The organism is Mumia sp. (assembly GCF_028803055.1).
In the GTDB taxonomy this organism is placed as follows: domain Bacteria; phylum Actinomycetota; class Actinomycetes; order Propionibacteriales; family Nocardioidaceae; genus Mumia.
Window position 1 is genome coordinate 1 of sequence record NZ_JARBCJ010000118.1, and the last position, 10785, is coordinate 10785.

Annotated in this window: 10 protein-coding genes; 7 read left to right on the forward strand and 3 right to left on the reverse strand. The window is 69.8% G+C overall.

All coding sequences use genetic code 11. The features are described from left to right. Positions 1-76: 76 nt before the first annotated feature. The gene (locus tag PV363_RS11930) at positions 77-1210 is read left to right on the forward strand and encodes a hypothetical protein (RefSeq protein ID WP_220364789.1); all 1134 of its coding nucleotides are present in this window, start codon (positions 77-79) and stop codon (positions 1208-1210) included. A gap of 6 nt (positions 1211-1216) precedes the next feature. On the opposite strand, the gene PV363_RS11935 is transcribed toward PV363_RS11930, so the two are convergent. After that, positions 1217-1918: a DUF305 domain-containing protein gene (locus PV363_RS11935; RefSeq protein ID WP_220342314.1), complete on the reverse strand. Its 702-nt coding sequence runs from the start codon at positions 1916-1918 to the stop codon at positions 1217-1219. Positions 1919-2017: 99 nt separating this feature from the next. Between PV363_RS11935 and PV363_RS11940 the strand changes: the two genes are divergently transcribed. Beyond that, the gene (locus PV363_RS11940; protein WP_301022425.1) at positions 2018-3544 is read left to right on the forward strand and encodes a hypothetical protein; all 1527 of its coding nucleotides are present in this window, start codon (positions 2018-2020) and stop codon (positions 3542-3544) included. Between the two features lie 71 nt (positions 3545-3615). Here the strand turns inward: PV363_RS11940 and lpdA are convergent, their stop codons facing one another. Next, the gene (lpdA, locus tag PV363_RS11945) at positions 3616-5028 is read right to left on the reverse strand and encodes a dihydrolipoyl dehydrogenase (RefSeq protein WP_220342312.1); all 1413 of its coding nucleotides are present in this window, start codon (positions 5026-5028) and stop codon (positions 3616-3618) included. A gap of 95 nt (positions 5029-5123) precedes the next feature. On the opposite strand from lpdA, the gene PV363_RS11950 reads away from it, so the two are divergent. The 3 genes from PV363_RS11950 to PV363_RS11960 are packed head-to-tail and all read left to right on the forward strand — an operon-like array spanning position 5124 to position 7881. Then, positions 5124-6593: an NAD(P)/FAD-dependent oxidoreductase gene (locus tag PV363_RS11950; protein ID WP_301022426.1), complete on the forward strand. Its 1470-nt coding sequence runs from the start codon at positions 5124-5126 to the stop codon at positions 6591-6593. Continuing rightward, complete coding sequence (locus PV363_RS11955) at positions 6590-7159, forward strand: GNAT family protein (protein WP_220342310.1); 570 nt, start codon at positions 6590-6592, stop codon at positions 7157-7159. Before PV363_RS11950 ends, PV363_RS11955 begins: the two co-directional genes overlap by 4 nt. A gap of 41 nt (positions 7160-7200) precedes the next feature. Further along, on the forward strand, positions 7201-7881 hold the full coding sequence (locus PV363_RS11960) for an SIMPL domain-containing protein (protein ID WP_301022427.1): 681 nt from the start codon (positions 7201-7203) through the stop codon (positions 7879-7881). On the opposite strand, the gene PV363_RS11965 is transcribed toward PV363_RS11960, so the two are convergent. Next, positions 7878-9812, reverse strand: coding sequence for an acyl-CoA dehydrogenase (locus PV363_RS11965; RefSeq protein ID WP_301022428.1), 1935 nt, complete (start codon positions 9810-9812; stop codon positions 7878-7880). The two genes, PV363_RS11960 and PV363_RS11965, sit on opposite strands and share 4 nt — an antisense overlap. Before the next feature lie 160 nt (positions 9813-9972). Here PV363_RS11965 and PV363_RS11970 point away from each other — a divergent pair, with 160 nt between their 5' ends. Next, a complete protein-coding gene (locus PV363_RS11970) occupies positions 9973-10551 on the forward strand; it encodes a TetR/AcrR family transcriptional regulator (protein ID WP_301022429.1) in 579 nt (192 codons plus the stop codon). Positions 10552-10594: 43 nt separating this feature from the next. Beyond that, positions 10595-10785: hypothetical protein (locus PV363_RS11975; RefSeq protein WP_301022430.1), on the forward strand; the 191-nt coding region annotated here is incomplete at its 3' end.

Sequence of the window (10785 nt, forward strand, 5' to 3'; positions counted from 1 at the left end):
CCCGCCGTCACCGCCTCAGGTGACGGCGGGCTCACCGCCTGCTGGTGCGCTGACGGCCGCGTGATGGGATAGCCCCATGGCCAACGCGACGACAGCACGTCCCCAGAAGGTGACGATGGCCTGCCTGGCGGCGGGTGTCGCCTCCGCGATCGTGCTGGTCAGCATCGTGTCGACGTTGTCGAACTGGGGCTCGATCGAGGTCCGCGAGCAGATCGAGGACGCGCTCGCGGCAGGACCGGCCGACGGTGCGATCTCGGTCGACCAGGCGCTCGGATGGCTGCGCGGCGTGCTCATGGGCGCCGGAGCGCTGTCCGCGGCGGCGATCGTCTTGGCGATCTGGACGGCCAAGCGTCACCGCGGTGCGCGGATCGGTCTGACCGTCCTCGCCGTGCTCTCGAGCCTCGCCTTCCTCGTCGCCGGGGCAGCGGGCATCGTCCCGGCGCTCCTCGGGGTGATGGTGGTCGTGTTCCTGTGGGGCAGAGAGAGTCGTGCCTGGTTCGCCGGAGAGGCTCCCGCCGAGACCACGTCGCAGCAACATCGGCCTGTGGACCCTCCGGGCCCTCCGACGCCTGTGCTGCCCACGTCGCAGACCCAGGCGCCGCCGCCCTCCGTGCGCGCGCCCGACCCGGCGGCGTCGGGCGGTCAGCCGGCACCTGCTGCGCGTCCGTACGCGTCTGGTCCCGAGGCGGTCTCGCAGCCGTTCTCGCCGCAGTCGTCGCAGTACGGACCGGGCGCCAACCCTGCGCCGTACGGTCGGATGCCGGTCCCGGGTCGACCGCGCCCGCTGGTGACGGCCGTGGTCGTCGCCGCGGCGCTGTCTGGTGTGGCTGCCGCGGTGTTCGGCCTCAACGTCCTGCTCTATCTCGCGTCGCCGGGGCAGTACGCCGACCTCATCGCCGAGCAGCCCATGATCGCCGACTCCGACATCCTCGGCCAGCTCGGCATGACGGCCGCCGAGCTGGCCCGGACGATGTTCTGGCTCTCCCTCGCTCTGGCGCTCCTCGCGGTCGCCGGAGCGGTGTCCGCACTGGCGATGCTGTCGCGCAGCCCCGCCACGCGGATCGTCTTCACCGTGGTCGCCGCCCTCGGCATGGTCGCGTCCGTGCTGACCGCGCCGTTGGGGCTCGTGTGGCTGCTGGCCGAGGTCGCCTGCGTCGTCCTGGTCTGGCGCCGCGAGGTGTCGGACTGGTTTCGGGCGGCCCGTCGCTAGCCGGCGTCAGGCGACCTGGTCGAGCAGCACCTGCATCCGTGCGATCTCCGCGCCCTGCCCTGACGCGACATCGGCGGCGATCTCGCTGACGACCAGGTCGGATCCCTCGGCCTGGGCCGTCTCGGCCATGGCCACCGCGCCCGAGTGGTGCTCGATCATGCCGCGCAGGAAGAGCTGGTCGAACGCGTTGCCGTCGGCGCCTGCCAAGGCCTTCATCTCGTCGTCGGTCAGCATCCCGTAGGCCATGTCGGGAGCCTGGGTCGTCGGTCCGTGGTCACCGTGGCCTCCGTGGCCCTCGGCACCCTCGGGCACCGGAAGTCCTCGAGCCTCCAGCCACGCCACCATCGCGTGGATCTCCGGGCCTTGGGACGCCGAGATGCGGTCGGAGAGGCTGCGCACGCTCGCGTGCTCCGCCCGGGTCTTCGCCAGCTCGGTCATCTCCAGCGCCTGGAGGTGGTGGGTGATCATCATCGTGATGAAGTCGACGTCCGCCTCGTTCTGCTTCGCGGCCTTCGGGTAGTCCTCGGGGGCGACAGAGGCGTTGGGCTCGCCAGGGCGACCCGGCTGCAGCACGGTGCCCTGGGCCGGCGGTGGGCTCGTCTCCTCGCCTCCCGCCTCGCCGTCCTCCGAGCAGGCGGTGAGCGCTCCAGCGGTCAGGACGAGACCGACGAGCGTGAGAGCGACCGGGCGGCGTGAGCGTGAGGTCAACGGACGAACGTCCCTTCGGAAGTGGTGATGTCTGAAGCGTTGCGGAATTCTGCTAATGGCGCAATGCTGCTGGGAACCTCACGAGAAGGGGTTCTCACCATGAACCCATTGAAACGATCACGTCTCACCCGCGCAATTACCGTCTCCGCGGGCGCAAGCGCGCTCGTCCTCGCCTCCCTCGCTGGTGCCGGCCCTTCGGCCGGCGTCCCCGACGACGGCAGCTCGCCGGCTCCCGTGGCCGCCCAGCGGCTGGCCGCCGTCGACGACAGCTCCACCGAGCTCGGCGTCGGCGAGACCGCCTCCAGCCCCAACATGAGGCTGCTCGCGAACATCCCCAAGAACGGGGCCTTCGCGCCGGAGGAAGCCTTCCAGACCGACCTGGCGTTCCAGGGCAACTACGCCTTCGCCGGCAACTACAACGGCTTCACGGTCTATGACATCAAGAAGGGCAGCAGGCCCAAGCAGGTCACCCAGGTGCTCTGCCCCGGCTCCCAGAACGACATCTCGGTGAGCGGCAACCTGCTGATCCTCAGCACCGACTCCAGCCGCAGCAACGACTCGTGCGACAACACGACCCAGCCCGCGACGGTGAAGGAGTCGTGGGAGGGCCTGAAGATCTTCGACATCAGCCGGCCCACGGCCCCGAAGTACGTCGCTTCGGTCGAGACCAAGTGTGGTTCGCACACGCACACGCTGGCGCCGTCGAAGAACAAGAAGGACCTCTTCGTCTACGTCTCGTCCTACTCGCCCAACGTGGCGTTCCCCGACTGCCAGCCGCCCCACGACCTGGTCTCGGTCGTCAAGATCCCGGTGAAGAACCCGGCCGCCGCGGCGGTCGTGTCCGAGCCGGTCGTCTTCCCTGACGGCGGCAACCCGCCGGGCAACTACTCGTCGACCACGTCGGGCTGCCACGACATCACGGCATACCCGTCGAAGGACATCGCCGCAGGCGCCTGCATGGGTGACGGCGTCCTCTTCGACATCAAGGACCGTGCGAACCCGAAGGTGATCGAGCAGGTCCGCGACACCACCAACTTCGCGTTCTGGCACTCGGCGACGTTCAACAACGAGGGCAGCAAGGTCGTCTTCACCGACGAGCTCGGCGGCGGTGGCGGCCCGACCTGCAACCCGACCGTCGGCCAGACCAAGGGCGCGGACGCGATCTACGACATCGAGCGCGGCAACCAGCTGGTGTTCAAGAGCTACTTCAAGATCCCGCGGACCCAGGCCAACACCGAGAACTGCGTGGCGCACAACGGGTCCCTGATCCCGATCAAGGGCAAGGACATCATGGTCCAGGCCTGGTACCAGGGCGGCATCTCGGTGTGGGACTTCACCGACTCGGCCAACCCGAAGGAGCTGGCGTGGTTCGACCGCGGCCCGCTCTCCGCTGATCGTCTGATCCTCGGTGGATCGTGGTCGGCGTACTACTACAACGGCTACATCTACTCCAGCGACATCCAGAAGGGCTTCGACGTCTTCCAGGTGAAGGATCGTCGCCTGGCGGGTGCCAAGGGCTACAAGTACGACGAGTTCAACCCGCAGTCGCAGCCTTCGTACTCGCGAGGCCACGGCAACGGGCACGGCCACGGGCACGGCCACGGCCACGGCCACGGCAAGCACTGACCGCTCTGGTCTGAACGCCGAAGCCCCCTCCCGCTGGTGCGGGAGGGGGCTTCGGCGCTCTGGCGTCGAGGTCAGAGGTTGATCATGTGCCCCGCTGCGCCGTGGACGGCCTCCTGCACCGCCTCGGACAGCGTGGGGTGGGCGTGGACGTTGCGTGCCACCTCGTCCGCGGTCAGGTCCCAGCGCTGGGCCAGCGTCAGCTCGCCCAGCATCTCCGTGACCTCAGGGCCGACGAGGTGTGCCCCGAGCAGCTCCTTGTAGGTCGTGTCGGTCACCAGCTTCACGAAGCCCGCCGTGTCGGCCAGGCCGGGCGCCTTCCCGTTGGCGGTGAACGGGAACTTGTCGACCTTGACGTCGAAGCCGAGCTCCTTGGCCTGGGCCTCGGTGTAGCCGAACGACGCGATCTGCGGGTGGCAGAACGTCGCGCGCGGCATCATCGCGTAGTCGAGCGGGAACGTCTCGACGCCGCCGATCGTCTCCGCCGCCACGATGCCCTGGGCCTCGGCGACGTGGGCCAGCATCAGCTTGGCGGTGACGTCGCCGATCGCGTAGATGCCGTCGACGTTCGTCCGCATGTAGTCGTCGATCTCGATCGCGCCACGGTCGGAGACCTTGACGCCGGCCTTGTCGAGGCCGATGCCCTCGCTGCGGGGGGCGAAGCCGATGGCCTGGAGGACCTTGTCGGCCTCGAGGACCTCCTCCTTGGCGTTGCCCTCGGGGTTGCGGGTGACGGTCACCTTGACCTTGTCGCCCGAGTCGTCGATCGCGTCGACGCGGGTGGAGGTGAGGATCTCGATCCCGAGCTTCTTGTAGCCGCGGGCGAGCTCCTTGGACACGTCGGCGTCCTCGTTGGGGACGGCGCGGTCGAGGAACTCGACGATCGTCACCTTCACGCCGTACGAGTTGAGGACGTACGCGAACTCGACACCGATCGCGCCGGCACCGGCGATGATGATCGATCCCGGCAGGTCGTCGGCCAGGATCTGCTCCTCGTACGTCACCACGCGCTCGGAGAGCTGAGTGCCGGGGAGCAGGCGGGTCGTCGAACCGGTGGCGATGATGCACGCGTCGAAGGTGACCTCCTGCGAGCCACCGTCGTTGAGCGCCACCTCGATCGCCTTGGGGCCGGTGAAGGTGCCCGTGCCGTGGATCTCGGCGATCTTGTTCTTCTTCATGAGGAAGTGGACGCCCTTGACGCGCCCGTCGGCGACCTCGCGGCTGCGGGAGTACGCCTTGCCGTAGTCGAGCGTGACGTCACCGACGCCGATACCGAAGACGGACTCGGCCTCGTGCTGGATGATGTGCGCGAGCTCGGCGTTGCGCAGGAGGGACTTGCTGGGGATGCACCCGACGTTGAGGCAGACACCTCCCCAGTACTTGGGTTCGATGACAGCCACGGACTTGCCGAGCTGTGCGGCGCGGATCGCGGCGACGTAACCGCCCGGTCCGGCGCCGAGGACGACGACGTCGTAGTGATCACTCATGTGCCAATCGTAGGGAGGTGAGACACGTCACGCCCCGCCGGTCGCCGCTTCGACCTCATATACGGGTCTCACATCCGCGGCGTACGCTGAAAGTCATGGGAGACTCGCAGATCATGCCCCGGAACCGGCCGCACGTGGTGGTCGTGGGCGGTGGCTTCGGCGGAGTGTCTGCAGTGCGGGCGCTCAAGCGCGCCGACGTCGACGTGACGCTCGTCGACCGGCACACCTACAACACGTTCCAGCCCCTGCTCTACCAGGTCGCGACCTCGACCCTGAACCCCGGCGACATCACGTGGTTCCTGCGTTCGATCCGCTCCAAGCAGGACAACGTGCGCTTCTTGAAGGGCACCGTCACGTCGATGGAGCACTCGACGCGCACCATCAACCTCGACGGCGGCCTGACGCTGTCGTACGACTACCTGATCATCGCCTCCGGCACGACCGCCAACTTCTTCGGCATCCCGGGTGCCGAGGAGTACTCGCTGCCGCTCTACCGCCGTTCGCACGCTCTCGCCGTGCGTGACCGGATGTTCGCGATCCTCGAGGACGCGGCGGTCAACGGCCGCGACACCGAGTTCCGGGCCGTCGTCGTCGGCGGCGGTCCGACCGGCGTCGAGACGGCCGGGGCGCTGGCGGAGATGCGCAACCACGACATGCCGGTCACCTATCCCGAGATCGACACGGAGCGCGTCCACATCACGCTGGTGGAGATGGCGCCCCACGTGCTCGGGCCGTTCGCGCCCAAGCTGCGCAACTACGCTCGCCGGTCGCTGGAGAAGCGCGGGGTCGACCTGCGGCTCGAGACCTCGGTGAAGGAGGTCAGGCCCGACGGCGTGATCGTGAACGACGGGGAGTTCATCCCCGCCGACATGGTCATCTGGGGCTCCGGCATCACCACCCACCCCGTCATCGCGAACTGGGGCGTCCCGCTCGGCCGCGGACGTCGGATCATGGTCGACGACCACCTGCGCGTGCAGGGCCTGGAGAACGTCTACGCCGTGGGCGACATCGCGGTGGAGGACGGGGACCGCGCGCTGCCGCAGCTCGCCCAGCCGGCGCTGCAGGGCGGCAAGTACGCCGCGAAGGACATCCGTGCGCGTCTGAAGGGCAAGGAGCGCAAGCCCTTCTCGTACCTCGACAAGGGCACGATGGCGACGATCGGCCGCAGCTCGGCCGTCGCGGAGCTGCGGCCCTTCGGCAAGCTGACCGGCTTCTTCGCGTGGGTGACCTGGATCGTCGTCCACCTGTACTTCCTGCTCGGCGGGCGCAACCGCCTGGCGACGATGATCAACCTGGGGTCCCGCTACATCTTCTGGCGCGGTGGCCACAACGCCATCGTCGGCGAGACCCCGCCGGTCATCGCTCGCGTCGCTCCGCCCGGAGCGGTCCTGAGCACGCCGGCGGGCGCCCTGACCGAGACGCAGGCCTCTGAGACGCAGTCCTCTGAGGAGACGGCGCCCGAAGGGGATGCGTCCGAGCAGGTGCTCAAGGAGACGGCCCAGGCCGACGCCGAGGCCGACCAGCAGGTGGAGTCTTCCGCCGGCTCCGTCGACCCTCGCTCGTGACGGGTGCGGCGACCGAGCTGCGCGTCGCGCTCGGTGACGGTTATCTGCTCCGGTCGGTGACGCCCGACGACGCTCCGGCACTGGCGGCGGCCTACCTGCGCAACCGTGCGCACCTGGCTCCGTGGGAGCCGGTGAGAGGCGACGGGTTCTTCGCCGTGGACGAGCAGGCGCGACGACTCCACTCCCGCGTGGCGTCCGACGCCAGGGGCGAGAGCATCACCGCGGTCGTCGTGGACGGGGCGGACGCCGTGGTGGCGTCGGTCAACGTCAACGACATCGTGCGCGCGGTCTTCGGCAACGGTCACCTCGGCTACTGGACCGACGGCGAGCACACCGGTCGAGGGTTGATGACCCGGGCGGTCGCGGCGGTCTGCGACCATGCGCGCGCCGAGGGGCTGCACCGCCTCCAGGCCGCGACGCTGCTGCACAACGCCGGCTCGCAGCAGGTGCTCCGCCGCAACGGCTTCTCGGCGATCGGCGTGGCGCCGGACTACCTCTTCATCGCCGGGGCGTGGCAGGACCACGTCCTGTTCCAGCGGATCCTCAGCGACGCCGACCCTGTCTGACGCCGACGCCTGAGCGGTCCGGTGGCGGCTAGGGTGCGGCCATGCCCAAGATCACCGTGATGGGACGTGCCGTCCAGACCATCGCCGCCGAGCGTGGGACCGTCCGGCTCACCGTGTCGTTCGCCGGACCGCGCCGCGACGACGTCGTGGCCGCCGCTGCGCGCACTCACAGCACTCTCGTCGGACAGGCCAAGCAGCACGTCACCTCGGGTTCGGCGACGTGGTGGGGGGCCGACCAGGTCTCGGCGTGGATCTACGACGAGTGGATCAAGCCGAGCGCGCAGGAGGACGAGACGAAGGTCCGACGCTTCCGCGCGAGCGCTGGCGTACGGGTGACGTTCCGTGACTTCGACGCCCTCTCGCGATGGGTGGGCGAGGTCGCGCTGCTCGACGGCGTCGCCGTCGACGGAGTGGAGTGGGCACTCACCGAGGTGCGTCGCGACGCCGCCGTCGCGACGGTCCGTGCGGACGCGGCGCGCGACGCGGTGGTCCGCGCTCAGGCCTACGCCGGCGCTCTCGGCCTCGGGCCCGTCCACCTCGTCGCGCTGTACGAGCACGGACTGCGTCCACACGTCGGGCCGGTGTCGGCCTTCGGCGAGGCGACAGCGATGCGAGCGGCTGCCGGGCCGGAGTCGTACGGCGGCATGGAGCTGCGTCCGGACGACATCCAGGTCGGCGCCGAGGTCAGCGCCGACTTCGAGGCCTCGTCGGGCTCTGCCTAGCGCAGCATCTCGACGTCGAGGAGGTTCTCCGGGATCCCGAACGCATCGACCAGGTCGGCGGCGTGGGGCCGCAGCCGCTCGCAGAGCGCGTTGACCGAGGCCGTCACGTTCTTTGCGCGCCCGACCGACAGCCTCCGGTGCTCCAGGAACCATGCCTTGTCGGCCTCCACCACGCTCAGTGCGTAGAGGTCGCAGACGGCGTCGAGGACCGACCGGAGCTCGTCGTCCTCGACCTCGCACACGGCAGCCACGAACGACTCGAGCACCACCCGCTCGACGTGGGCGCGGCCGAGGTGGACCAGGTGGTCCTGCGCCCGGTTGACGGCGGCGAAAGCCTCCGCGCCAGACAGCTTGCGGGCGGCCTGCATGCGGCGGGCGAGCGTGTCGAGCAGGTGCTCCTCGCGGTCGGTGAGCAGCGAGATCTGGGTGCCGCGGTCGAGGAGGTCGGGCTCGTCGCCCTCACGGCGCGTCGCGTCGCGCAGCCGCGCCACCAGCGGTGCCACCGGCGTGCGCTCGAGCACGACCTCGGCGGCGTTGGAGACCGCGAAGCTCGCCATGCCGAGGGGGTCGAGCCCGCGCACGTCGTCGGCGTATCCGGTGAGCAGCTCCTTGCCGACCAGCTGCATGAGCACGGTGTTGTCACCCTCGAAGGTGGTGAACACGTCGGTGTCGGCCTTGAGGGTGGTGAGGCGGTTCGCGGCCATGTAGCCGGCGCCGCCGCACGCCTCGCGGCACTCTTGGATCGTCTCGGTGGCGTGCCAGGAGGCGTACGCCTTGACCCCGGCGGCGAGTGCCTCGAGGTTGCGCTGCGCGGTGGGGTCAGCCACGGCGCCGGCGCCCTGGATGTTCGAGAGGGTCTCCACGAGGCCGTTCTGAGCGGTCTGGAGGGCGTACGCCCGGGCGAGCGCGGGCAGCAGCCGGCGCTGGTGGGTGCGGTAGTCCATCAGCAGCACCTCCTGCGGCTCGCCCGCAGCGGCGCCCGGTGCGCCGAACTGCCGACGGCGCAGGGCGTAGCGGACCGCGATCGCCAGCGCCTGGCGGGCGGCCGCGCCGCTGGCGCCCGCGATGCTGACACGTCCGCGGATCAGGGTGCCGAGCATCGTGAAGAAGCGGCGGTTGGGGTTCTCGATGGGGGAGGAGTAGGTGCCGTCCTCGGCCACGCTCGCGTAGCGGTCGAGCAGGTTCTCGCGCGGCACCCGGACCTGGTCGAACACGATCCGGCCGTTGTCGACGCCGTTGAGGCCGCCCTTGACCCCGCAGTCGGAGGTGGTGACACCGGGGAGGTCTCGGCCTTCGTCGTCCCGCAGCGGCACGAGAAGGCAGTGGACCCCGCGCGAGTGCGGCTCCTCGCCCGGGCCCGCGGTGACCAGCTGCGCGAAGACCGCGGCCAGCGTCGCGTCGTGGGCGGCGCCGCCGATGTAGTCCTTGCGCGCCGTCGCGGTCGGCGAGTCGATGATGAACTCACCCGTGGCGGCGTCGTACGTCGCTGTCGTCTCGAGGCTCTGGACGTCGCTCCCGTGGCCGGTCTCGGTCATCGCGAAGCAGCCGAGGAGGTCGCCGTCGATGATGCGGGGAAGGTACGTGTCGTGGTGGCGCTGGGTGCCGAGGTTCTCGACGGCGCCGCCGAACAGACCCCACTGGACTCCCGCCTTCACCATCAGCGAGACATCGGCGTACACCAGCATCTCGAACCCGACGATCGAGGCGCCGGGATCTCCCGTGCCGCCGTGGTCCTTGGCGAACCCGGCGGCCGGGATACCGCTCTTGGCCAGCGCGAGGAGCGCCTCGCGGGTCTGGGTCCGTTGCTCCTCCACGCTGTGGCTCGGGTCGGTGAGGACGCCGGTGCTCGCGAGCAGGTCGCGTGTCGACTCGCGCGCCTGCGCGTACGGGCCGTCGAGGAGGGAGCGGAGGGCCGTGCCGAGGTCTGCCATGCCCCCGACGCTACCTGGGTGCTGGCGGCGACCGACGGGGTGTGAGCGAGCACACCTGTCGGCGATGTTCGTTCTCAGGTGTCGCGGCCTACGATCGGTACGAAACGGTTTCGTTTCGCTGTCACGTCATGTCTCGTCCACTCGTCTGCGAGGTCTCTGCATGAGCCGTCTGACGCCCGAACGTACCGACGAGCTGTACGCGGCTGTGCTGCGCCTGCTCGCCGACGTGGGCTACGACAAGCTCACGATGGACGGTGTCGCGGACATGACGCGCTCCAGCAAGGCGACGCTGTATCGCCAGTGGGGCAGCAAGGAGGCGCTGGTCACCAGCGCCATCGGTGCCCTGGCACCGGATGCGTCCGAGCTGCCCGACACCGGCAGTCTGCGCGGGGACCTCCTGGCCCTGGCCTGCGACCACGGTCACGCCGAGGATGCCGAGATCGGCCTCCTCGTCGCGGTCATCCACGCCTGCAAGACGCACCCGGAGCTGGCCGAGTCGCTCCGCGAGCGCATCGTCGCCAGCCGGAGCGCCGAGATCGGTGTCCTCCTCGAGCGTGCCGTCGCACGCGGGGAGGTCGCGGCCGACAACCCGGCGCTCCCGTTCGTCGTCGTCACCATGACGGGGCCGGCCCTGCTGCGAGAGGTCATCGACGGAGAGCCGTCCGACCTCGCGTACGTCACCCGGTTCCTCGACGCCGTGCTGCTCCCCGCGCTCGGCGTCACGTCCCCCTCTCCCTGATCCCTCCCACGCGCCCACTGGCGCACGAACCACAGGAGACACCGTGTCCTGGTACCTCTACCGCCTCGGTCGGTGGGCGTTCCGCCACCGCAAGAGTGTCCTCGTCGCGTGGCTGGCCGTCCTGCTGCTCGCGGGGACCGGTGCGGCGACGCTGTCGGGCAAGACCTCGGACAACTTCTCGATGCCGGGTCTGGAGTCGGTCCAGGCGTTCGACCTCATGAAGGAGCGCAACCC

Bases quoted from the DNA above. Each gene is read 5' to 3' on its own strand.
- PV363_RS11930 (WP_220364789.1), top strand. From the start codon at position 77: ATGGCCAACGCGACGACAGCACGTCCCCAGAAGGTGACGATGGCCTGC.
- PV363_RS11940 (WP_301022425.1), top strand. From the start codon at position 2,018: ATGAACCCATTGAAACGATCACGTCTCACCCGCGCAATTACCGTCTCC.
- lpdA (WP_220342312.1), bottom strand. From the start codon at position 5,028: ATGAGTGATCACTACGACGTCGTCGTCCTCGGCGCCGGACCGGGCGGT.
- PV363_RS11950 (WP_301022426.1), top strand. From the start codon at position 5,124: ATGGGAGACTCGCAGATCATGCCCCGGAACCGGCCGCACGTGGTGGTC.
- PV363_RS11960 (WP_301022427.1), top strand. From the start codon at position 7,201: ATGCCCAAGATCACCGTGATGGGACGTGCCGTCCAGACCATCGCCGCC.
- PV363_RS11965 (WP_301022428.1), bottom strand. From the start codon at position 9,812: ATGGCAGACCTCGGCACGGCCCTCCGCTCCCTCCTCGACGGCCCGTAC.
- PV363_RS11970 (WP_301022429.1), top strand. From the start codon at position 9,973: ATGAGCCGTCTGACGCCCGAACGTACCGACGAGCTGTACGCGGCTGTG.